Annotated in this window: 21 protein-coding genes; 5 read left to right on the top strand and 16 right to left on the bottom strand. The window is 62.7% G+C overall.

The genetic code is table 11. From position 1 onward, the window contains the following. Positions 1 to 198: 198 nt before the first annotated feature. Positions 199 to 1,578: an aspartate aminotransferase family protein gene (locus tag NKI58_RS19550; RefSeq protein WP_352452083.1), complete on the top strand. Its 1,380-nt coding sequence runs from the start codon at positions 199 to 201 to the stop codon at positions 1,576 to 1,578. Between the two features lie 325 nt (positions 1,579 to 1,903). Here NKI58_RS19550 and mmsB read toward each other — a convergent pair whose 3' ends face one another. Further along, positions 1,904 to 2,788, bottom strand: a complete 885-nt coding sequence (gene mmsB / locus NKI58_RS19545; RefSeq protein WP_352786975.1) for a 3-hydroxyisobutyrate dehydrogenase — start codon at positions 2,786 to 2,788, stop codon at positions 1,904 to 1,906. Between the two features lie 140 nt (positions 2,789 to 2,928). Beyond that, on the bottom strand, positions 2,929 to 4,095 hold the full coding sequence (locus NKI58_RS19540) for an isobutyryl-CoA dehydrogenase (RefSeq protein ID WP_352786974.1): 1,167 nt from the start codon (positions 4,093 to 4,095) through the stop codon (positions 2,929 to 2,931). A gap of 152 nt (positions 4,096 to 4,247) precedes the next feature. On the opposite strand from NKI58_RS19540, the gene NKI58_RS19535 reads away from it, so the two are divergent. Then, positions 4,248 to 4,862 carry a dimethylsulfonioproprionate lyase family protein gene (locus NKI58_RS19535; protein ID WP_352786973.1) on the top strand — a complete coding sequence of 205 codons (615 nt, stop codon included), beginning with the start codon at positions 4,248 to 4,250 and terminating at the stop codon, positions 4,860 to 4,862. Position 4,863: 1 nt separating this feature from the next. After that, entirely contained in the window at positions 4,864 to 6,333 is a 1,470-nt protein-coding gene (locus NKI58_RS19530; RefSeq protein WP_352786972.1) for a cobyric acid synthase, read from the top strand. Between the two features lie 52 nt (positions 6,334 to 6,385). Here NKI58_RS19530 and NKI58_RS19525 read toward each other — a convergent pair whose 3' ends face one another. The 3 genes from NKI58_RS19525 to NKI58_RS19515 form a co-directional block, all read right to left on the bottom strand. Next, entirely contained in the window at positions 6,386 to 6,805 is a 420-nt protein-coding gene (locus NKI58_RS19525) for a VOC family protein (RefSeq protein ID WP_352624616.1), read from the bottom strand. A 72-nt stretch (positions 6,806 to 6,877) separates the two neighbouring features. After that, positions 6,878 to 7,708, bottom strand: a complete 831-nt coding sequence (locus NKI58_RS19520) for a helix-turn-helix domain-containing protein (protein ID WP_352786971.1) — start codon at positions 7,706 to 7,708, stop codon at positions 6,878 to 6,880. 112 nt (positions 7,709 to 7,820) lie between these two features. Next, the gene (locus NKI58_RS19515; protein WP_352451984.1) at positions 7,821 to 7,991 is read right to left on the bottom strand and encodes a hypothetical protein; all 171 of its coding nucleotides are present in this window, start codon (positions 7,989 to 7,991) and stop codon (positions 7,821 to 7,823) included. A gap of 154 nt (positions 7,992 to 8,145) precedes the next feature. On the opposite strand from NKI58_RS19515, the gene NKI58_RS19510 reads away from it, so the two are divergent. Beyond that, positions 8,146 to 8,577 (top strand): TerB family tellurite resistance protein, encoded by a 432-nt coding sequence (locus NKI58_RS19510; RefSeq protein ID WP_023676479.1) that lies wholly within the window; start codon positions 8,146 to 8,148, stop codon positions 8,575 to 8,577. Between the two features lie 177 nt (positions 8,578 to 8,754). Here the strand turns inward: NKI58_RS19510 and NKI58_RS19505 are convergent, their stop codons facing one another. The 7 genes from NKI58_RS19505 to NKI58_RS19475 all read right to left on the bottom strand — a co-directional run bounded on the left by NKI58_RS19505 (position 8,755) and on the right by NKI58_RS19475 (position 17,358). Next, complete coding sequence (locus NKI58_RS19505; protein WP_352587702.1) at positions 8,755 to 9,063, bottom strand: immunity 53 family protein; 309 nt, start codon at positions 9,061 to 9,063, stop codon at positions 8,755 to 8,757. 803 nt (positions 9,064 to 9,866) lie between these two features. Then, positions 9,867 to 10,136 carry a CPBP family intramembrane glutamic endopeptidase gene (locus NKI58_RS19500; protein WP_352786993.1) on the bottom strand — a complete coding sequence of 90 codons (270 nt, stop codon included), beginning with the start codon at positions 10,134 to 10,136 and terminating at the stop codon, positions 9,867 to 9,869. A gap of 635 nt (positions 10,137 to 10,771) precedes the next feature. After that, positions 10,772 to 12,394, bottom strand: a complete 1,623-nt coding sequence (locus NKI58_RS19495) for an ABC transporter ATP-binding protein (RefSeq protein ID WP_352786970.1) — start codon at positions 12,392 to 12,394, stop codon at positions 10,772 to 10,774. Continuing rightward, positions 12,391 to 13,260, bottom strand: a complete 870-nt coding sequence (locus NKI58_RS19490; RefSeq protein ID WP_352786969.1) for an ABC transporter permease — start codon at positions 13,258 to 13,260, stop codon at positions 12,391 to 12,393. Before NKI58_RS19490 ends, NKI58_RS19495 begins: the two co-directional genes overlap by 4 nt. Continuing rightward, entirely contained in the window at positions 13,257 to 14,204 is a 948-nt protein-coding gene (locus NKI58_RS19485; protein ID WP_352786968.1) for an ABC transporter permease, read from the bottom strand. Before NKI58_RS19485 ends, NKI58_RS19490 begins: the two co-directional genes overlap by 4 nt. A gap of 255 nt (positions 14,205 to 14,459) precedes the next feature. Next, on the bottom strand, positions 14,460 to 15,938 hold the full coding sequence (locus tag NKI58_RS19480; protein WP_352786967.1) for an ABC transporter substrate-binding protein: 1,479 nt from the start codon (positions 15,936 to 15,938) through the stop codon (positions 14,460 to 14,462). 130 nt (positions 15,939 to 16,068) lie between these two features. After that, positions 16,069 to 17,358: an acetylornithine deacetylase/succinyl-diaminopimelate desuccinylase family protein gene (locus tag NKI58_RS19475; RefSeq protein ID WP_352587720.1), complete on the bottom strand. Its 1,290-nt coding sequence runs from the start codon at positions 17,356 to 17,358 to the stop codon at positions 16,069 to 16,071. A 222-nt stretch (positions 17,359 to 17,580) separates the two neighbouring features. Here NKI58_RS19475 and NKI58_RS19470 point away from each other — a divergent pair, with 222 nt between their 5' ends. Beyond that, positions 17,581 to 18,009, top strand: coding sequence for a L,D-transpeptidase (locus tag NKI58_RS19470; protein ID WP_254818202.1), 429 nt, complete (start codon positions 17,581 to 17,583; stop codon positions 18,007 to 18,009). 143 nt (positions 18,010 to 18,152) lie between these two features. Here NKI58_RS19470 and NKI58_RS19465 read toward each other — a convergent pair whose 3' ends face one another. The 4 genes from NKI58_RS19465 to NKI58_RS19450 all read right to left on the bottom strand — a co-directional run bounded on the left by NKI58_RS19465 (position 18,153) and on the right by NKI58_RS19450 (position 22,764). Beyond that, positions 18,153 to 19,145 carry a lipid A biosynthesis lauroyl acyltransferase gene (locus NKI58_RS19465; protein WP_352587722.1) on the bottom strand — a complete coding sequence of 331 codons (993 nt, stop codon included), beginning with the start codon at positions 19,143 to 19,145 and terminating at the stop codon, positions 18,153 to 18,155. 1 nt (position 19,146) lies between these two features. Further along, positions 19,147 to 20,175, bottom strand: coding sequence for a zinc-binding dehydrogenase (locus NKI58_RS19460; RefSeq protein ID WP_352635595.1), 1,029 nt, complete (start codon positions 20,173 to 20,175; stop codon positions 19,147 to 19,149). Positions 20,176 to 20,211: 36 nt separating this feature from the next. After that, positions 20,212 to 21,501: a beta-ketoacyl-ACP synthase gene (locus NKI58_RS19455; protein ID WP_352635593.1), complete on the bottom strand. Its 1,290-nt coding sequence runs from the start codon at positions 21,499 to 21,501 to the stop codon at positions 20,212 to 20,214. 75 nt (positions 21,502 to 21,576) lie between these two features. After that, complete coding sequence (locus NKI58_RS19450; RefSeq protein ID WP_352568922.1) at positions 21,577 to 22,764, bottom strand: beta-ketoacyl-ACP synthase; 1,188 nt, start codon at positions 22,762 to 22,764, stop codon at positions 21,577 to 21,579. Between the last annotated feature and the right edge of the window lie 26 nt (positions 22,765 to 22,790).

The raw sequence follows: 22,790 nt of genomic DNA, 5'->3' as shown, positions 1-22,790 counted from the left end.
GCAGCCTAAGGTACATGCATGGCTCGGCTGGCGAAATCGGGTTGCGCATTTGGGGTGGCGGTGACGCCGTCGTCGCGCACGCTACGCGCCGAGCTGTTGCGGCTCTGCGCCCGCATCGGCTATTCGCCGCCCGCTGTCCTCTGACGAATCCGCCCCGGCGCGAAAGCTGCCGGATTGGTTCAAGAGGAAAGATCAGACATGACCTACCAGAATTATTCGCTGAAGCAGCTTCAGCAGATCGATGCCGCGCATCACCTTCATCCGTTCACCGACCATAAAGAGATGCGCGAGACCGGCTCGCGCATCATCACCCACGCCAACGGGCCGTTCATCTATGATGCCGAAGGGACGGAAATCCTCGACGGCATGGCTGGGCTGTGGTGCGTCAATGTCGGCTATGGCCGCGACGAGCTTGCCGACGCCGCCTACGCCCAGATGAAGGAATTGCCCTACTACAACTCTTTCTTCAAATGCTCGACGCCGACGCCGGTTCTGCTGTCGAAAAAGCTGGCGGAGATCGCGCCAAGGCACATCAACCAGGTGTTCTACGGCTCGTCCGGTTCGGAGGCCAACGACACGGCGCTGCGCCTGGTCCGTCACTATTGGGTGCTGGAAGGCAGGCCCGAGAAGAACCGCATCATCTCACGCAAGATGGGCTACCACGGCTCGACCATCGCCGGCGCCTCGCTCGGCGGCATGGATTTGATGCACAAGCAGCTCGGCGGCGCCGTGCCCAACATCGTCCATGTGATGATGCCCTATGCCTATGAGCTCGCACTGCCCGGCGAAAGCGACCATGATTTCGGCCTGCGCGCGGCAAAAGCGGTCGAGGACGCGATCCTCGAAGCCGGCGCCGACAAGGTGGCCGCCTTCATCGGCGAGCCGGTGATGGGGGCAGGCGGGGTGAAGATCCCGCCGATGAGCTATTGGCCGGAGGTGCAGCGCATCTGCCGCAAATACGATGTCCTGCTGATGCTGGACGAGGTCATCACCGGATATGGCCGCACAGGCGAGTGGTTCGCCGCACAAGCCTTCGATGTCGAGCCCGACACCATCACCACGGCCAAGGCGCTGACCTCTGGCTATCAGCCGCTGTCGGCGCTGCTGGTCGGCGACCGCATCGCGGCGACGCTGGTCGAAAAGGGCGGCGAATTCTATCACGGCTACACCTATGCCGGGCATCCGGTGGCCTGCGCGGTGGCGCTGAAGAACCTCGAGATCATCGAGCGCGAAGGCCTGGTCGAGCGCGTGAGGAACGACACCGGGCCTTACTTCGCCAGGGCGCTGCAGGAACGTCTCGGTGGGCACGATCTGGTCGGCGAGGTGCGCTCGTTCGGGCTGATGGGGGCGATCGAGATCGTCAAGGACAAGGTGACCAAGGAGCGCTTCCTGCCGGCCGGCAGCGCGGCGGTGATGGTTCGCGACCACGCGATTGTCCAGGGCATGATGCTGCGCGCTACCGGCGACACGATGATCCTGTCGCCGCCGCTGATCTGGACGCGCGAGACGATCGACATGGCCTGCGACCGCATCGCCACGGCGCTCGACCTGGCGCAAGCAGATTTGCGCAAGCATTAGGGAGGCGATCGCCGGGCGCTCCATGTCGGGCGCCCGGCGTTTGAATGGGCGCTCGCCAGGCGAGGATGCGAAACGCAAAAACCGCGCTCCATCGGAACGCGGCTTTGCCAGATACGCATGGCGCTTCGCCAACAATACACTTGCGAAACTAACGGCGAAACTTACGGGCTCCGGTACGCGAGACCTGATCCGGAGCGCCGGGCGGATGTCCGCCTCGCAATCCGTTTTAAACGCATATCGTTACTGCAGGGTTAGCAAGAGCTTAAGCAAACCTAAATTTGCCGGCTTTCCGCTTTGGGCAGATCGAAACCTGTGAACCTGGAGCTTACGCCGGGTTACCACGGAGGAAATTAATTATGCCGGAAAAATCCGCGCCGGCATTCCCTTGTGCGTTGAACAGCGCATAAAGCTGGGCTGCCTCGGCGCCGAGCGGCGTTGCCGCACCGACGCTCTGTGCGGCCTCCTGCGACAGTTTCAGGTCCTTCAGCATCAGTGCCGCCGCGAAGCCAGGCTTATAGCCATTGTTGGCGGGCGATGTCGGCACCGGGCCGGGCACCGGGCAATAGGTGGTCAGCGACCAGCACTGGCCGGACGAGGTCGAGGCGACGTCGAACAGCGCCTGGTGCGACAGGCCGAGCTTTTCCGCCAGCACGAAGGCCTCGGCAACGCCGATCATCGAAATGCCCAAAATCATGTTGTTGCAGATCTTCGCCGCCTGTCCGGCGCCGTCGTCGCCGCAATGAACGATGCGGCCGGCCATCGGCTTGAGGATTGGTTCGGCCTTGGCGAAGGCATCCTTCGAACCGCCGGCCATGAAGGTCAGCGTGCCGGCCGCCGCACCGCCCGTGCCGCCGGAGACCGGCGCGTCGATCGACAGCAACCCGTGCTTGGCGGCGATGGCATGGGCCTTTCGAGCCGACTCGACATCGATGGTCGAGGAATCGATGAACAGCGCGCCTTTTTTCGCCTTGGCCGCGATGTCTGCGTAAACCGACAGAACATGCTTGCCGGCCGGCAGCATGGTGATGACCGCATCGGCATCCTTCACCGCCGCAACGGCATTGGCCATGACGACGACGCCGTGCTCCCTGGCAATGACGAGGTTCTCCGGCACCAGGTCGAAGCCGTGCACGGCATATCCGGCCTTGACCAGGTTGGCGGCCATCGGATTGCCCATATTGCCGAGGCCGATGAAGGCGATGGTGGTCATAATGGCGCTCCGTGAGTGGAATAGTGAATAGTGAATAGTCAGTAGTCAGTAGTCAGTAGTCAGTAGTCAGTATGGATCATGTATTACTCATGGTCTATATGATAGACTCACCATTCACCATTCACTATTCACTAAATTCTCTATCGTCCGATCAGGGCGCGAGCGATGATGACGCGCATAATCTCGTTGGTGCCTTCGAGTATCTGGTGGACGCGCAGGTCGCGCACCAGCTTCTCGATGCCGTAATCGTGCAGATAACCATAGCCGCCGTGCAGCTGCAGGGCGTCGTTGGCGACATTGAAGCCGGTGTCGGTGACGAAGCGCTTGGCCATCGCCAACCATTTCGAGGCATCCGGCGCGTTGCGGTCGAGCTTCGAAGCGGCGGTGTAGAGGAAGACGCGCGCCGCCTGCAGTTCGGTCTCCATGTCGGCGAGCTTGAACTGCAGCGCCTGGAACTGGTTGATCTTCGAGCCGAAAGCCTTGCGTTCGGCGGTGTAGGCGAGTGCCTTATCGAGCGCCGATTGCGCGCCGCCGAGCGAGCAGGCAGCGATGTTCAACCGGCCGCCGTCCAACCCTGCCATGGCGATGCCGAAACCGGCGCCTTCAGCCGACAAAAGATTTTCGGCCGGCACCCTGCAGTCCTCGAAGACGACCTGGCGCGTCGACTGCATGTGCCAGCCCATCTTGTGCTCGTTGGCGCCGAAGGAAAGGCCCGGCGCGTCGTTCGGCACGACGAAGGTGGAAATGCCTTTCGGCCCGTCGGCGCCGGTGCGCGCCATGACGACATAGAGGTCGCTGTCGCCGGCACCGGAGATAAACTGCTTGGCGCCGTTCAGCACATAGTCGCCGCCGCTTTTGACCGCACGCGTCTTCAGCGCCGCGGCATCGGATCCCGAACCCGGCTCTGTCAGGCAGTAGCTGGCGAGCCATTCCATCGAGGTCAGCTTCGGCAGGAAGCGCCAGCGCTGCTCGTCGCTGCCGAAGCGGTCGATCATCGATGCCGCCATGTTGTGGATCGAGATGAAGGCGGAAAACGCCGGATCGGCCCGCGAAAGCGCCTCGAAGATCAGCACGGCGTCGAGCCGGCCGAGCCCCGAGCCGCCGACGTCGTCGCGGACATAGATGCCGCCAAGGCCGAGCGGACCTGTCTCGCGGATCACATCGGCGGGGAAATGCTTGTTGCGATCCCAGTCGAGTGCGTTCGGCGCCACACGGTCGGCGGCGAAGGCTTGCGCCATCTCCTGGATGGCGCGCTGGTCTTCGTTGAGTTCGAACTGGCTGGTGCCCGCATCGACAGCGGCGTCCATGGCGTGCTCCCTGATGTTTCCGGCCTGCTGGCCTGTCGTTTTTGGCTTTGCGCGCCGTCCAATCTAGACCAATGATGCCGCCGCGCAACCCGATCCGTCTAGATCCAACTATCTGCGCAGCCGCTGTGCGCGAATGCGCTTTGGAGCAAAGTGTGACGACAAATTTCGACGAACTGCTTGGATGCTTCCATGCCTATCTCCAGACGTTCGATAATGCGCTGGTGCGCGACGCCGTGGCCCGAATCGGCTGGGACATGCCAGGCCGGCCGCTCGAACCGCATGCACTGCCTTGTCTCCTTCAGCTCGACCGTATCGTCGAACTCGCTCCCGCTGCGGCCAAGCCGCTGGCGCGGCTGGTTGCGGAGCGTCGCGGCGATCTGCGCTGGGGGCAAACCTATGGCGAGGCGGATTTCGGCAAGGTTTTCATCGACAATTACGGCTGGCTGGAGGTGTTCGGTACACGCGGCCATTTCGTCAATGAAGAGGTTGCGGCCGGCCTGCTGATCCTTGGACCCGACATCGTCTACCCCGATCATCACCATGTGGCGGAGGAGATCTACATCCCGCTGACCGGCGGCACCGAATGGCGCATGGGCGATGGCGGTTTTCACCTTCGATCGGCGGGCGAGGTGATCCATCATGCCTCTGACGTCAGCCACGCCATGCGCACCGGCAAGGAGCCGCTGCTGGCGCTCTATCTCTGGCGTGGTGGGCCGCTGGCGGCCAAGTCGACGATCACCGCAACCGTTGCGCAGGGCAGGGACTGACATGGCCAAAGCGATCATGCTGCAGGGCACGGGTTCGGATGTCGGCAAGACGGTGCTGGTTGCCGGCCTCTGCCGCGCGGCGAAGAAGCGCGGCTTGAAAGTGCGGCCGTTCAAGCCGCAGAACATGTCGAACAACGCGGCCGTCGCCGATATTCCGGGCGATTCAGGCGGCGGCGAGATCGGCCGCGCCCAATGGCTGCAGGCGATCGCCTGCGGCGTGGCGCCGACCGTCCACATGAATCCGGTGCTGCTCAAGCCGCAGACCGATGTCGGCGCTCAAGTCGTCGTGCAGGGCAAGGTGTTCGGCGAAGCGCGGGCACGCGACTACCAGGCGCTGAAGGCCCGGCTGATGGATGCGGTGCTGGACTCTTGGGCAAAGGTCGGCGAGGGCGCCGATCTGGTCATCGTCGAGGGCGCCGGCTCTCCGGCCGAGATCAATCTCAGGAGCCGTGACATTGCCAATATGGGCTTTGCGACGCGCGCCGGCGTGCCGGTGATCCTGGTCGGCGATATCGATCGCGGCGGCGTCATCGCCTCGGTCGCGGGCACCCATCTGATCCTGCCGGACGACGACCGGCGCATGATCGTCGGCTATCTCATCAACAAGTTCCGCGGCGATGTCTCGCTGTTCGACGATGGCATCGAGGCGATCGAAAAATTCACCGGTTGGCGCTGTTTTGGCGTCGTGCCGTGGCTGAAGGCGGCGGCGCGGCTGCCATCGGAAGATTCCGTCGTGCTCGAGCGACTGGCGTCCGGCGAGAAGCGCGCGCTGAAGATCGCCGTGCCGGTGCTCTCGCGCATCGCCAATTTCGACGATCTCGACCCGCTCAAGGCCGAACCGCAGGTCGAGGTGGTGTTCGTGCCGCCTGGTGAGCGCTTGCCCGAAGGTGCGGGTCTGGTGGTCATTCCCGGCTCGAAGTCGACGATCGGCGATCTCCTGAAATTTCGCGAGAACGGCTGGGACCGCGACCTTGCCGCGCATAGGAAACGCGGTGGTCATATCGTCGGCATTTGCGGCGGCTTCCAGATGCTTGGTCATATCGTGCGCGATCCCGACGGCATCGAGGGCAGCGTTACCGAAACGCAAGGCCTCGGCCTGCTCGACGTCGAAACGGTGATGGAGCCGGAAAAGACGGTGCGCAACGTCAGCGCGCGCTCGGTGCCGTTCGATCTGCCGCTCGACGGCTACGAGATCCATCTCGGCCGCACCACCGGTCCGGATACGCTGCGGCCGTCCGCCGTTATCAACGGCATCGATGACGGCGCCATCTCGGCCGATGGCAAGGTGCTGGGCACCTATATGCACGGGCTGTTTTCCGCCGATGCCTTCCGGGCGAAATTCCTCGAAAGCCTCGGCGTCAAAGGCGGCGGCATCGACTACCGCGCCGAGGTCGAACGGGCACTGGACGAGATCGCAGCCGAACTGGAAACCCACCTCGACTGCGACGCGATTTTTGGGCTGGCGCGTTAGATACTTTGCTTGAGCATGATCTTGTCCGAAAACCGGTCTCCACTTTTCGGGATCATGCTTTCTCGTCAGCCTTCGGCCAGTAGGTGCCGAACGACCAGACATTGCCTTCCGGATCGCGGCAGATGAATTCGCGGCTGCCATAGTCGCGGTCGGTGAGTTCTTCCAGAATCTCGGCGCCGGCGGTCTTTGCCCGCGCGTATGCCGCGTCTGCGTCAGCGACCGCAACATAGATCGACTTGCCGCCGCCCGAACCGGGCGCGCCGACCATTTTGCCGTAGGCGTCATCGCGCGCCGTGCCGAGCATGATGATCGAAGAGCCGAATGCGAGTTCGGCGTGGTGCACCACGTCGCCTTCGCCATGGCGGGCGCGGATGCTGAAGCCGAAGGCCTCGCACAGCCAGTCGATCATGTTGCCGGCATTTCTGTAGCGCAGCGCCGGGTAAACCCGCGGTGGTTCGGTGATGTTCGGCATGGCAGATCTCCTTCAACGGGTTGATCGATCAACCCAGTCTGGGCGAAGGCCGGTTGCGCGTCTTGAAGAATGTTACCTAGCGGCAAGCGCCGTCGGCGCGACGCCTGCCAGATCGCGAAACTCGCGTACCAGATGCGCCTGGTCGGCATAGCCGCAGTCGGCGGCGATGTCGGCCCAAGCGCTGTTCGCCTGTCTCGACAGGCCAAGCGCATGGTTGAAGCGGACGATGCGCGACAGCGTTTTTGGGCCGGTTCCGACCGCATCCGTAAATTTTGCGGCAAGATGCTTGCGGCTCCAGCCAAGTTTTTCGGCAAGCGTCGAGATGCGGGTCCGGCCACTCGTCGAGACGATCGTCTCATAGGCCCAGACCATTTCGACTTGAGTGCGGTCTGCGGTTGCCAACCGATCCGCGACGAAGGCCTCAACGATGGCGAAGCGTGTGCTCCAATCCGGCAAATTGCCGAGCCTTTCGCGAAGTGCAATGCCGTCAACGCCGAGCACGTCATCCAGGCCGACCATGCGGTCGGTCAGTTCGCTCATCGGCCGTCCGAAGAAGCGACGAGCGCCGAGCGGGCTGAAATTGATCTGCACACAGCAGGCGCCGCCGAAGGATTCGATCACTACCGGCCCGGCATAAAGGCCGGCGGCAAAACTGGCGAAGCGGTCATTGTCGCCCGGGTCATGGCCGAGCCCGATGGCAAAGGGTTCGGCAAAGCTGATGACCAGCGGCACGGTCAGCGAGGCATATTCGATGGCGCGGAAATGGCCTGGCATGGTTTCGCGAAAGCCGCATATGTCGGTGACGGCGCCCTGAAGCCGATGGCTCGGCGCGCGCCGCACCATCTCGAACCGATCGAGGCCTGGGCTTTCGTGGCGGCTGCCGTCTTTGCTGTCGGCGGGCATCAAGCTTTCCTTCCGCCAAGCGACTTTAACAGACCATCCGTCGGAATCAAAAGCGCCCGGCTTTTGGCCGGGCGCTCCGAGTTGCCTGAGATTCTGAATTGTCTGGACGTGTTTAGGCGCCGCGCATCAGGCAGCCGGCGGCCAGCACGATGTAAGCGATGACGACAATCCACACAGCAGCCAAAGGGATGAACGCAAGGACGCCAAGCGCGGCGAGAACGCCGATAATGGCGATAACAAGGGATATAATGAAAATAAGCTGGGTAGGCGCACTGAGATTCATGTTCGGTCCCTCCTCAACATGATTCGTACAACGGCATAGTATCAGGCGCGCGGTCACACACCAATGAGCGCACGCAGGCGGCTTTTCCACCATCGCACCACCGTTTGCGCCAGGCCGATTCCGCGCTACCTTGCCGACGAATCGGAAGGGGCTGATGGCGATGGGATTGCTGGACCAGATACGCTCGATCTTCGACGGCGACCCCGGCGTGCGCAAGGTCGCGGACGATCCGGTGCTGTCGGCGGAGCTGCTGATGCTGTTCCGTATGATATTGGCCGACGGTTCGGTCAGCGAAAGCGAAATGACCGCCTTCAGGCGTATCTGCCGGGACGCCTTCGGCATTCCCGAAACCAGCATCGACAGCGTCATCGAATATCTCAACGAATTCGGCTACGAGACCAACGGCTCGCAGGCCGTCGCGCAGTTCCGCGACCTCGACGTCGAACGGCGCAAGCTGCTCGCCCGCCACATGGCCGAAATCGCCAAGGCCGATTCGCAACTCGCCGGGAGCGAAATGCAGCTGTTGCGCCGCACTCTCGACCTGCTCGACATCAGCCCGGCCGATGTGGTGAAGCCGCAAGGCTGAGGCATCGGCTGACTGTTGACGTTCTGAACGTCATTTGTCTGTCATAGGCCATCCTCCAAGGATAGCCTGTCACAGAAATTACCGTGTCTCACTTAAGGGGTGCAGTCCAGCACTGTCACCATAGTTCCCGTTTTCTACATCTGGCGAAAAAAATCTTTAGGCATCTAATTGCTCTATTTACCTTTGCGTATCCATCGCAAACTTTTTAAACTCTTCGATAATCTTCGACAAGTTCCTTGCCCCTCCAAATCCCTTGAAAGTACCGTCCTTTACTGTTACAAAAAACCAATCTATTTCGTCGCCATACTGAAAGCTTACGTCTGTAAACTTTCTTCCATAGAGCTGCGTCCCGTGCAAATCTATTGAAACTTCCCATCCAGGGTTGTCGATCGTATCAATTTTTATGCCGTATTGGTGTTCCCAATCGCCGTTGCACTGCCCTTGGTACCACTCCTCTAACCACTCGAGCATTGATAGGTCGACCATTAGCCCCTCCTGTTAGTCGTTTGGAACAGAGGGAGGTTTATCGCCTCCTTTGTTGGGGGACTAGGCGAAGGCGACAAAGTGCACCCGTCACCCCATCCCCTAATTCGTCACCGCAATTTAGAAAAGTTCGCCGGCAAAGTCCCGTCGCGCAATCAGATGTCGTTCAGGCCGAAAGCTGGCGTCCTGTAGCCTTGGGAGAAGGACAATGCCCTCGAAGTAGTCACGTTTCTCACAGTCGAAGCCGCTACAATCTTCATGATCTGACTTCATTTACTTATTGAATTATCCACTATTATTATGTTATCCTCGCCGTGATAGACAAAGCTCTCCGGAGAAATCCCGCGCTCAATTACTCGCGATATGCGAATCTCAGATCTGTCAGAGAATATAATGGAAACCCATCCGGAGTCGGTGACAACGTCAATAATATTGATAGACTGCATGTATGCCAGGATAGAGCATGAAATTTTGGTATTTACTGCGATAGAACCTCTCTCAAGTACGATCATGATACTGCCGTTTTCGTACTTAATTGATCGAAATTCTTTTCCAATGAGATTTTCTTTTAGGTAGTCCATATGACGTTTACCCTCTCGCGTTCAGTTTGGAATATGTGCGAATTGACGTTCCCTTGAACTCGCCCCCCGGAAGGTACCAAAAGTGGGGCCCGTGTAAGGGTTCAGAGATTGTCTGGCAGGACTGCCCCACTCGGGTTTGTCGCGTTCATCATTCTCAGATTCGTCGTTTCCTTGGTCAGGCAGCTTTGCTCCGCTCCGCGTCAAGCCCTTCACTTCGTGCGGCATTCATGCAAGCCCGAACGCCAGGACCAGGAAGCCCATCGCTCCGAACCCGGCGTGGATAACGATCCCGGCCCATGTGCTGCGACGCCGCTGGACGACATAGGGCAGCAGCAACGTGATCGGCACGAGCGTCAACAGGACTTGCCAGGGGAAGGCAGCGTGGAACAGCAACCACAGTATCCCATTGACCAGCCAAGCCCGCTCCCCGAAGGCAACCTCTTGCCGCGGCAGTGCGACACCCCGCCAGACAAACTCTTCCCCAATGACGTTCAGTACAAAAAAACGGCAGCCACGCGCCGAGAATCCAGTACCGCCCAGGACCGAGCGGCTCGAAAGCCATGAACGAGGGATGAAGAGTCTTCCCGTCTTGCAGCATCAGGAGCGCGGCGCCGATGCCGCCGGTCAGCACGCCGACAGCCGCCAGCCCTCCAATTGCCCAGAGCCAGTCGCCGCCATTCATCGGGCGAAGCCATAGCCGCGCGCCCAACGACCCCGGCCTTCCTGAACGCCGTTCCCGATACAACAGCAGGGCAGCCGTGAGAAGCAGGGGGCCAAAAAGGACGATGCTTGCGGCCAGGAACCACATCACCACAGGCTCTGCCCCGGTGGCGGAGACGAACGCCGGGACGGCTACCCGCGTTGTCAGGAACAGCAGCAGAGCACCCGCGCCGAACAGAGCAGCGGAGCCGCCCAGGCCCAGCGGAGGAACCCGATCAGGCTCCGGCCCGTCGCGCCTTTCATAACCGTTTGCTGTCAATGGCCATTCTCCCGCCCGTGTGCCGAACGAATAAGGTTAAGCCGTGCCACGAAGCGACACAGCCGGGTCCTCACTGCTCCGCAGCGTCCCGGCGTTCGCTGGCCTTTCATCGTGCCACCGGCACGATGAACTCGCTTTGCGAACCGGCTGCTCAGCCCTGTTCGTGCAGCCGTTTTGCAATCGCCCGGTGCAGGTCTGGAGCAGCAGTGACCAGCGCCTTGGCCGCCTCGGACTGCGGGTGGTCGAGCACTTCGTTCGTCCTGCCGCGCTCGACGATCTTGCCGTCATGCATGACCATCACCTCGTCGGTGATGGCGCGGGCGACGGTCAGATCATGGGTGATGAAGAGGTAGGCGATGCCGAGTTTTTGGTTGAGCTCGGCGAACAAATCGAGGATCTGCGCGCGGATCGAGACGTCGAGCGCCGAGACCGGCTCGTCGGCGACGACCAGTTTCGGCCGCGTGATGATGGCGCGGGCGATCGAAAGGCGCTGGCGCTGGCCGCCCGAAAACTCATGCGGGTATTTGTCCATGTCGCCTGGTGAGAGGCCGACCTCGTGCAGCGCATACGCCACCATCTCGCGCCGCGCGGCGGGCGCCGGCTTCTTCTCCAGCACATGCAGCGGCTCGGCCACCAATCTCTCGACCTTCTGGCGTGGGTCGAACGAGCCGTACGGGTCCTGGAACACGACCTGCATGTCGCGCCGTGCCGGCTTCAGCTCCGCCTCGCTCTTGCCGGTGAGGATATCGCCGCGGAAGCGGATGGTTCCCGATGTCGGCTTGTCGAGTGCCAGGACCATGCGGGCAAGCGTCGACTTGCCGCAGCCGGAACGGCCGACGAGCGCCACCGACCGGCCGGGCGCCATCGAGAAGGAGACATCGTCGACGGCGCGGATGGCAGCCGCGCGTTTAAACAGGGATATGCGCCGTCCCGGATAATCCCGCGTTACGCTCTCTACCTGAAGCAGCGGTTTGGCCGATCCGCTGTCGTGTGTGCGGGCTCGCGCCGGCACATGCATCGAGGCCTGCGCCAGCTGGCGCGTATAGGGATGAAGCTGTCCGGACAGAATGCGCGCCGTGTCGCCGGCCTCCATCACCTCGCCATGGCGCAGGATGGTGATGCGATCCGCCATCTCGGTCACCACGGCGAGGTCATGCGAGATAAGCAGCAGCCCCATGCGGTTTTCCGCAACAAGGTCGCGCAAAAGGTCGAGGATCTGCGCCTGCAGCACCACGTCGAGCGCGGTCGTCGGCTCGTCGGCGATCAGCAGCTTGGGCTTCAGCGCACAGGCGATGGCGATGACGACGCGCTGGCGCTGGCCTCCGGACAGCTCATGCGGATAACGCGACAGCGGGAACTGCGCCGCCGGCAAGCCGACCCGGTCGAGCATTTTTCGCGCCCGTTGCTCGGCGTCCGCGCGGCTCGCCCTGGTGTGCCAGCGAATACCTTCGGCGACCTGCTCGCCAATGGTCTTGACCGGGTTGAGCGCCGTCATCGGCTCCTGGAACACCATGCCGATGTCGTCGCCGCGCAGCGCGCACATCTGGTCCTCGCTCGCCGCCAGAATATCGATGCCATCGAAGGTAACGCGTCCCGTGGCGCGTGCCGCCCAGGGCAAGAGCTGCATCACGGTGAGCGCCGTCATCGACTTGCCGGAGCCGGATTCGCCGACCAGCCCCATGACTTCGCCGGGCGCGACGGATAGCTCGACGTCCCTGAGGATGGGCGTGCCGCCGATGGTCAGCGACAGCTTCTCGATTTCGAGCAGGCTCATCGCTGCCGCCGCGACTTCGGATCGAGAATGTCGGCAATGCCGTCGCCAAGCAGGTTCAGGCCAAGCACGGTGATGACGATCGCCATGCCCGGAAAGATCGCCATCCACGGCGCCACCACCATGCGGGTCTGGGCGTCGAACAGCATGCGGCCCCAGCTCGGCATCGGCGGCTGGGTGCCCAGCCCGACGTAGGAAAGCCCGGCTTCGGCCAGTATGCCCAGCGCGAACTGGATGGTGCCTTGCACCAGCAGCAGCGTGGCGATGTTGGGCAGCACATGTTCGATGCTGATCAGCGTCCTGCTTTTGCCGGCGGCGCGGGCGGCGAGGATGAATTCGCGCGGCCAGATCGCCAGGGCGCCGGCGCGGGCGACGCGCGCGAACACCGGGATGTTGAAGATGCCGATGGCAATGATGGCGTTGAACGCGCCCGGCCCGAAGATGGCGGTGATCATGATTGCCGAAAGCAGCGCCGGAAAGGCGAAGACCAGGTCGTTCAGCCGCATCAGCACGTCGTCGGCGATGCCGCCGCGCGCCGCGGCAAAGGCGCCGAGCGGCACGCCGACGCCCATGCCGATGCCGACCGCCACCAGCGCCACGGCGATCGAGTTGCGGGCGCCGACCATGATCATCGACAGGATGTCGCGACCGAAATGGTCGGTGCCGAACCAGTGCGCCAGCGACGGCGCCTGGGTCTTGTCGGAAATGACCAGCCTAGTGACGTCGTAAGGCGTCCACACGAAGGAGAGGATCGCGACCGCAGCCACCAGTGCGGTGACGACGAAGCCGGCGAGGAACGAACGGTTTCGAAACGCCTTGGCCAGGATGCCGGCAAGGTTCTCGTCGGGGATGTCGATGTGCAGCGTCATTGCCTGCCTCTCAGGCGCGGATCGACCACCGCATAGGAGAGATCGACAACGAAATTGACGATGATGACGGCGGCAACCAGCAGCATGACGACGCTCTCGACCACGATCAGGTCACGCTGGTTGATTGCCTGGAACACCAGCCGGCCGAGGCCGGGCAAATAGAAGACGTTCTCGATGATGATGGTGCCGGCAAGCAGGAAGGCGAATTGCAGGCCTAGAATGGTGACCACCGGGATCAAGGCGTTGCGCAGCGCATGCCGCCACAAGACAAGACGATAGGGCAGGCCCTTGGCGCGGGCGGTGCGGATGTAGTCCTCGTTCAGCACTTCAATCAGCGCCGAGCGGGTGACCCGGGCGAGGATCGCCGCCTGCGGCAGAGCGAGGGCGACCGCCGGCAGGAGCAGCGATTTCAGTGCCGGCCAGACGCCGGCGCCCCAGCCGGGAAACCCGCCGCCCGGCACCAGCCGCAGCCAGACGGCGAACAGATAGATCAGCATCAGCGCAAACCAGAAATTGGGCACGGCGACGCCAAGCTGAGCGGCGCCCATCGCAATCGTGTCGCCGACCCGGCCGCGTCTGCTGGCGGAAAACAGCCCGACCGGGATGGCAATGACTGTGGACAGCGCCAGCGCCATCAGCGCCAGCGGCAGCGAAACGACGAGACGCTCACGGACCAGATCGATGACCGGCACCGAATAGGTGTAGGAACGGCCGAAATCGAGGCTCAGCAAGCCGCCGGCCCAATGCAGATAGCGCAGCACGACGGGAGCGTTGAGGCCCATCTGGTTGCGCAGCAATTCGATCTGGTCGGCGCTGGCGTTCAGGCCAAGCATCAGCCGCGCCGGGTCGCCGGGAATGATCTCCAGCACGGCAAAGACCACCATCGAGGCCAGAACCAGCGTGACGACGGCGATGATGAGGCGCTTGAGGAGGTAGGCGATCATGGACGTTGAGGAACCGCTGTGTTGCCGGACGCAAAAACCGGGCGAAGCTTGCGTTCCCGCCCACCCCCCCCTGTCCTGCCGGACATCTCCCCCTCAAGGGGGGAGATTGGCAGTTTCCACGCCGGCACTGTCCTTGCAACGCTAGTGGTTAGTGAAAGCGGCGGTGAGGGCTCAATCTCCCCCCTTGAGGAGGAGATGTCCGGCAGGACAGAGGGGGGTGTGACGGAGTGCAACTTTCGCCCTTCTGTCAGCGGCTCAATCCGTCCACTTCACCTTGGTCAGGTCGTTGGCCTGGATCGGGGCGTTTTCCCACAGGCCCTGCAGTTTGGCGTCCCAGACGCCGACCTTCGGCAGTTCGTAGAGGAAGCCGACCACGGCGTCGTCGGCCAGGACCTTCTGCGCCTCGCCGAGCAGCGTCATACGCTTGGCCTCATCCGAGGTAAGGTTCAGCTCGTCGATGATCTTGTCGAAGGCCGGGTTGTCGTAGTTGAAGTAATAGTCCTTGCGAGAATAGATATCGATGTCGTTAGGCTCGGTATGGGAAACGATGGTCAGGTCGTAGTCCTTCTTGGTGAAGACCTGGTCGAGCCACTGTGCCCATTCGACCGGGATGATCTCGAGATCGATGCCGATTTCGCGTAGCTCGGAGGCGATGATCTCGCCACCAAGCCGCGCGTAAGAGGGCGGTGGCAGCTTGAGCGTCGCCTTGAAGCCATTCTCCAGGCCGGCTTCCTTCAGCAATTCCTTGGCCTTCTCCACATTGTGCGGATAGAGGCCGGTGAGGTCGACATAGGCCTTGCTGGCGGGCGACATGTGCGAGCCGATCGGCACGCCGAGGCCGGCCGAGGCGCCGTCGATGATCGCCTTGCGATCGAGCGCAAAGGAAATCGCCTGCCTGACCTGCAGCTTGTCGAAGGGCGGCTTCTTGTTGTTGATCGACAGGATGGTTTCACCCTCGGTCGAGCCGATTACCACCTTGAAGCGCGGGTCGTCCTTGACCTGGGCGACACTGTCAGGATCGAAGAACGGAAAGGCCTGGACGTCGCCGGAAAGCAGCGCCGGAACGGCGGCGGCGGCATCTGGAATGATGCGGAACTCGGCCTTGTCGAGGAACACCGGGGCGCCCCAGTAATTGTCCGACTTGACCAGCGTGATCGACGAGCCCTTGGCCCAGTTCTGGAACTTGAACGGGCCGGTGCCAACAGGCTTTTCCTTGTTGGTGTCGGCGGTCTCAGGCGCCACGATCACCGCATCGCCCCAGCCCATATTGTAGAGGAACGAGCCTTGCGGGTTCTTCAGCGTGACATTCACCGTCGCAGGATCGACGACCTCGACCTTGTCGATGGCGGCGAACAGGCTCTTTTGCGCGTTGACGGAATTGTCGGCGCGGGCACGATCGAGCGAGAATTTCACGTCGTCGGCGTTGAAGTCGCTGCCGTCATGGAATTTCACGCCTGTATGCAGCTTGAAAGTGTAGACCTTGCCGTCGTCGGAAATGCTCCAGCTTTCGGCGAGATCGGGCAGCACCTCGCCGTTCGGGCCGATGCGGGTCAGGCCCTCGAAGACATTGGCATAGAGTACCTCGTCGATTGCCGCGGCGGCACCCGCGGTCGGGTCGAGATGCGGGGGTTCGAGCGTAATGCCGATGACCAGGTCGGTGCGCGCGGCCATCGCCGAGGTTCCGGCGGCCAACGCCAGCGCCGCGGCGGCCAGAATGGTTTTCCACAATTTCATCGTGCAACTCCCCATGTCTAAAACACGTGCTCAAACCCGGGCGGATAGAAGCGTGAATTCGCCGCCGAGTAAATTGCGTTTCGTACCGTCCGCCGACGCCGGGAGGAATGTTTTTCCGCCCATGGCCGGATCATCGCGGGCCGGCGCCCCTCAGCAGAACGCCGAGGCCGATCGCCATCACCTTTGCCGAGTCCAGCATGTCGGCAATGCCGACCCATTCGTCGGGCCGGTGGGCGAGATCGAGAATGCCCGGGCCATAGGCGATGCAGTCATAGATGTGGCCGATCCGGGCGATGTGCTTCTGGTCGTAGGTGCCGGGCGAAATCACGTAATCCGGTTCGCGGTCGAATATCTCCATGATGCCTTGCGCGACCGCCTTAACCACCGGCGCGTCGCGCTCGGTCATCAGCGGCAGCACCTCCATCAGATCGCGGATTTCGTAATCGAACTTTTTGCGCTCGCGCTTCAGCCGTTCGAGGATATCGGTCACCTCGCTCTTGACCGCAGCGAGATCCTCTTCGAGCAGGAAGCGGCGGTCGATGGTCAGCCGGCAGGAATCGGGCACGTTGGGCGAGGGCAGGCCGGGCCGGAAATCCTCCGTCTGGCCGCCATGGATCGAGTTGATGTTCATGGTCGAGCGTTTTGCGCCTTCGGGCACGACCGGCATGCGCGTCATCTTGCGGTCGAGCGCCGGAAACAATTCGTCTTCGAAGGCCCGCAGCACGGCGCCCATATGGCGCACTGCGTTGTCGCCGAGGAACGGCATCGAGCCGTGCGCGATCTCGCCCTTGGTCTCGATCTCCGCCCACCAGACGCCGCGATGGCCGAGGCAGATGCGGTCCTTGTTGAGCGGCTCGGGAATGATGACGTGGTCGACCTTCGGCCTGGAGAAATAGCCGAGCTTGGCCAGATGCGCGACGCCGCCAAAGCCGCCGGACTCCTCGTCGACCGTCCCCGAAATCTCTATGGCGCCGGGAAAATCGGGAAAGACCTCGATGAAGGCTTCGACGGCGATGATCGAGGCGGCAAGCCCGCCTTTCATGTCGCAAGCACCGCGGCCATAGACCTTGCCATCCCTGACGATGCCGGCGAACGGATCGAGGCTCCAGCCGTCGCCGGGCTCGACGACGTCGATATGCGAATTGAAGTGCACGCAAGCACCCGGCGCCCGGCCATCGAAGCGGGCGACGAGGTTGACGCGCGGATAATGGTCAGTGTCGCCAGTCGTGCCTTCGGCACGGATGAATTCGATCTCAAAACCGCGCTTCTTCAGCCGCGCGCCGATAAATTCGGCACACGGCCGATAGGCTTCGCCGGGCGGATTGATGGTCGGAAAGCGGATCAGATCCGCGGTCAGCGCAACCAGATCATCGGCCCGGTCATCGATCGCCTTGAGGAGCCGTTCGTTCGGTTCGTTCATTCGGCGAATTGAGCAGCGGATGAGGCGGTTTTGCAAGCCCGATGGCGAATTGCGAGGCGATTGCGTGTCGTTACGGCAACTATTGCGGGAAATCGTTCAAATTCGCTGCTTTGGATTGGTGAAATCGTCAGGGAGTAGGTGTTAGCTCGCTGGCTTGCCATCAAAACGCTGGAGAACAGCGCGAGGGCAGGCAGGCAAGGGGCATCAAAGGGGTTTGATTGCATGAAAAACACTGTTCTCATGGCAGCAGCATTAGTAGCGATGCTGTTCGGTTCGTCGTTCGAGAGCCGTGCGGCCAGCCTGGTCGCGAACATCGATATTTCCTCACAGACAATGACGGTAAGATACGGGCTTTCGTATTACCGGTGGAGCGTTTCCACCGCCCGCAAAGGCTACATCACGCCGCGCGGCAGTTACCGGCCACAGCGGACGGCCCGGATGTGGTATTCGCGCAAATACGACATGTCGCCGATGCCCTATTCGGTGTTCTTCCGCGGCGGCTATGCTATCCACGGCACCGGCGCGATCCGGCAATTGGGGCGCCCGGCATCGCATGGCTGTGTGCGCCTCCACCCCAGCAATGCCGCCGCGTTCTATTCGATGGTGCGCAAAGCCGGCTTCGGCAATACGCGGATCCTCGTGACGAATTAGGGCCTGCTCCTCGGCCCGCAATAAAAAACCCGCCGGAGCGGCGGGTTCGTCGGGGCCAAATAGTACCATACTGAAATTAGTAGCATAGCTGCCGGCACAAAGCAAGAACAAAATAGGGCCGGTGCCCAAAAAGATCGTTCCGCTCAGGCGGCTTTGTCGCGCACTGTCGCCGGCCGACGCTTTTTGCGGCCGCTGATCTCCCAGCGCTTGTGGAACCACATCCACTGGCCGGGGTCTTCGCGCACCCAGCGCTCGACCACGTCGTTGAGAAGCTGGGTGGTGGCGCGGACGTCGACACTGCCGCCGGCGGTGCGTGGCAAGGTGAGCTTGTCCTCGATCTCGAGCCGGAAACGGTTGTTCGGCAGGCGCACGCAGCGCGCCGGGTAGACATCGCAATCGTAGTGCCGCGCCAGGGTACCGAGAACCCGGTTGCTCTCGCAGGGGCGGCCGAAGAATGTCGTCTCGAGCCCGCCGGTGAATTTCTGGTCGACCAGCACGCCGATATTGCCGCCTTTCTCGAGGATGGCCGCAAGTGCGAACGAGGCACCGGTCGAAGACGGCAGCAGCGATCCCATGCTCGAGCGGCGGGTCGAGAGGATGTAGTCGGCGAGGTAAGGGTTGTTGGGCGGGCGAAACAGCGCCGTGATGTTCATGCCGAAGGTCGCCGCCGCCACTGGCAGCAGCTCGAAATTGCCGAGATGCCCGGTGAAGACGATATGCGGCTTGTCCTCGCCGGCAATGCGCACGAAATGCTCCACGCCCCTGACCTCGACACGGCCCGGCTTCGTCGCAGTGGGATCGTAGTCGAACAAAGCATCGAGAAAGATGTATTCGGTGGCCAGGCGGGCCATGTTGCCCCACATGTCGGAAGCGATCGTCTCGATCTCGGCATCGCTCTTTTCCGGATAGGCCTTGCGCAGATTGTCGACGGCAACCTGATGGCGCGCTACCCAAGGGCCGATGCGGCGGGCAGCGCGGTCGGCGAAATTGAGCGCCCTGTCGGGCGGCAGCAGGCGCAGCGCGGAGATGATGATCATCGCGACGCGCGCGACCAGCCAGTAGTTGAACTGGCGAAGCCGCCTGCCATAGCGGAATCCCACGTCCCTGCGGATCTTCCTGAAGGCGTTGCCGATCATTTCAGCCGACGCGCAGGATGATCTTGCCGAAGACGTCGCGGCCTTCCATGCGCTTCAGCGCCGCATCGATTCCGTCGAAGCCAACCTCGGTGTCGATCACCGGCGCGACCAGGCCCGCCGCCATCTTCTGCATGGCGTCGGCCATGTTTTCCATGCGGCAGCCGAACGAGCCTAGCAGCTTCAGCTGCTGCTGGAACAACTGCATCAAATTGATCTGCGTCGACACGCCGGAGGTCGAGCCGCAGGTGACCAGCCGACCGCCGCGCTTGAGGCACAGCATCGAGGCGGCAAATGTTTCGGCGCCGACATGCTCGAACACCACGTCGACGCCCTTCTTCTTGGTCAGCTTGCGCACGACGCCTTCGAAGCGGTCGTCGCGGTAATTGATGACGTGGTCGGCGCCGAGCGCCTTGGCCTTGTCGATCTTGTCGTTCGAGCCGACGGTGGTGATGACCGTGCAGCCCATCTTCTTGGCCAGCTGAATCGCGGCGGAGCCGATGCCGGAGCCGCCGGCATGGACCAGTATCGTCTCGCCGGGCTGCAGCCGGGCATTGTCGAACAGCATGTGCTCGACTGTGCCGAAGGTGACAGGCGCCACCGCCGCGCCGATTTCGCTCACGCCGGGCGGAGCTGGGACCAGAAGGCGCGCCGGCAGGTTGATCTTTTCCTGCGCAAAGCCGTCGAGATGGAAGCCGTGCACGCCCGAAACATGCTCGCAGAGATTGTCGCGGCCTTCGCGGCAGGCGCGGCAAAGACCGCAGGTGCGGGCGCCATAGATCGAGACCAATTGCCCGGGCACAAGGCTGGAAACGCCGGGGCCAACCGCCTCGACCTCGCCGGAAGCCTCGGCGCCGACGACCAGCGGCAGCTTGCGCTTGGCAAAAGCCATGCCGCGCCAGCCCCAGACGTCGATGTGGTTCAGCGCCACGGCCTTGATGCGCAGCGTCACCTCGCCGAGCGCAGGTTGCGGCGGGGGCGGCAGGTCCACCGTTTCAAGGCGGCGGTCCTCGATAAGTTGCAATGCGCGCATGGTGCCTGTCGGTTCAGTCTGGCTGAAAAAGGTCGCTTAGACCGGTTCCCGCGCCATGACAAGGCAGGTGTTCTGGCCGCCGAAGCCGAAGGAGTTCGACAGGACGGCACCGACCTCGGCATTGCGCTTGGTGTTCGGCACCACGTCGAGGACGATTGCCGGGTCGGGATTGTCGTAGTTGATGGTCGGCGGAATGACGCCTTCGCGCATCGTCATCAGCGAAAATGCTGCCTCGACAGCACCGGCAGCCGATAGGGTATGGCCGATCATCGACTTGTTCGACGAGACCGGCATTGACGAGATTCGCTCGCCGAACACCGTCGACAGCGACAAATGCTCCATCTTGTCGTTTTCGGGCGTCGAGGTGCCATGGGCGTTGACATAATCGATCCCGTCCTCGCTCAAGCCGGCATCGGCAAGAGCGGCGCGCACCGCCGCGATCGCCGGCGAACCGTCCGGCTTGGAGCGCGTGCGATGGAAGTCGTCGGCCTTTTCGCCGCAGCCGCGCAATATGCCGAGAACGGTGGCACCGCGGGCAAGAGCTGCCTCCAGCGATTCCAGCACAAGGGCGCCCGAGCCTTCGGCGAGCACGAAGCCGTCGCGATCCTTGGAGAAGGGTTTTGAGGCCTTTTCGGGGATGTCGTTATGGGTCGAGAGCGCCGATAGAAGCGAGAAGCGGATCAGCGCCTCGGCGGTCGCCGAGCCGTCGGCGCCGATCGACAGCGCCCTGTCGCATTCGCCGCGGCGGATCGCCTCGACGCCGAGCTGGATCGCCGTGGCGCCCGAAGCGCAGGCTGTCGACAGCGTGATCGGCAGGCCGCGCGTTCCGAAACGGTCGGCAAGCCGGTCGGCAATCGAGCCGAACTGGGTGGTCTCGAAAATGTCGAGTTCCCTGAGGCCGCGCGCTACCCGCAGCAGCCTTTCGGCGCCGGAATCGTGCCTGTCTGAATTATTGGGCTTGTCGGAATTGTAGAGCGAAAAGCGCTCGCTCCAGTCGAGCTCGACCGGCGGCGAAGCGAGGAACAGCGGTCCGCCGAAATCGCCGGCATCGAGGCCTGCCTCCGACATCGCTTCCTGGGCGGCGGTTTCGGCAAGCTCATAGGTGAGGAGACTGGCGCCCTTGGAGCTCGACGGCAGGAAATCGACCATGCCGGAGATGCGGGTGTTGAGATGATCGACCGGGAAGCGGGTGATCGGATGGATGCCGGATTTGCCTGACGTAAGTGCCGCCCAATTGTCGGCTTTGCCGACACCGAGCGACGTCACCACGCCGATGCCGGTGACGGCGACGATGGGCCTGCCCATGTGGTCGTTCAGATTGGCCATTTGTTGTCCAAAAACCTGTTTCTCTTGGAGCGTCGGATCGCCCGAAAACCGCGCCACACGTTTCGGTCCGATGCTCTAGGCGGCTTTGATCAGCGCCATGCCCTCGAATTGGTGATAGCCGATCGCCGTTGCAAGGATGGTCTTCGGGACACCGGCAAACGGTTTTTCGACTGTGGCGTCGAAGACAGGGTAGGCGGCCTTGCGGTCGACAGCCAGGGCCGCCAGCGCGACGGCAAAGGGGAACTGCGCTTCCTTCATGTGACCGGTCAGCGTCGAAAAGCCGCGTGCGGCGATCGCCGGATTGGCGTCGAGCGCCGATTTCTCGGCGGCGGTCGCGGCATGGGCGCCCGAAGCGCCGGAGATCGCCAGCAGTTCGCCATTCGGCAATGCGGCCTGCTTCAGCAGCGCGGCGATCTCGCCATCGAGTTCGCCCCGCCGGCGCCTGGCGCGGCCGGACAGGATCGGGCCGAGTTCCGCATAGATCTTCCGGCCACGGCTTTCCGCATGCTCGCGCTGCTCCAGGACGAGAAACGCGCCGCCGGATCCGGTCACCACGCCGCCGCCCTCGGCACCTTGCCTTTGCCAGACCGGCGTCCACGGACCGCGATGCAGGTAGCCGGCCAGTTCATAGCCGAGCAGCATGTCGGAGTGTTCGGTCTGGAAAGCGCCGCCGACCAGTATATGCGTCGACTGGCCGGAGCGGATGCGCGCGGCCGCCGTCTCGACAGCGGCAACGCCGGCACCTTCCTCGCCCATGAAGGTGCGCGACGATCCCGTCACCTTGTGGACGATCGAGATGTTGCCGGCGAGCAGGTTGGAGAGCTGTGCCAGAAACAGCGTCGGGCGCAATTCCGTGGTCAGCTTCTCGTTGAGCAGCACGTCGCGGTCATTGCGGCTTTCCGATGCCGCGAGAATGGCCGCGTCGACCGCCTCGTCGCGCTCGCCGCCGCCGGCGGCCACCACCATGTCCATGGTCGCGCAGAGTTCGTCATTGCCCTTGATGCCGGCATCGTCGAGCGCAAGGCCGGCCGCATAGGTGCCGAGCCTCTGCCACGTCTCCATCTGCCGCTGGTCGCCACGCTTGGCGATCTGCAGGTTCCAGTCGATCTCCGGCAGCGGGTGGACCGTATAGGGCGAGAAGCGCGAGGCCTCCAGAACCGGTTCAAGGCGCGGCTGGACGAGCTTTTGCCAATGCGCATCCGGACCCTCGCCCAACGACGAGACAAGGCCGATGCCTGATATGACGACGTCGCGGGGGTTCATGGGCGGCTGTTGTGGGTGAGGGCGCG

Source organism: Mesorhizobium sp. M0522 (genome assembly GCF_040321085.1).
Taxonomy (GTDB): Bacteria; Pseudomonadota; Alphaproteobacteria; order Rhizobiales; family Rhizobiaceae; genus Mesorhizobium.
This window is presented reverse-complemented; position numbering and strand designations above follow the sequence as displayed.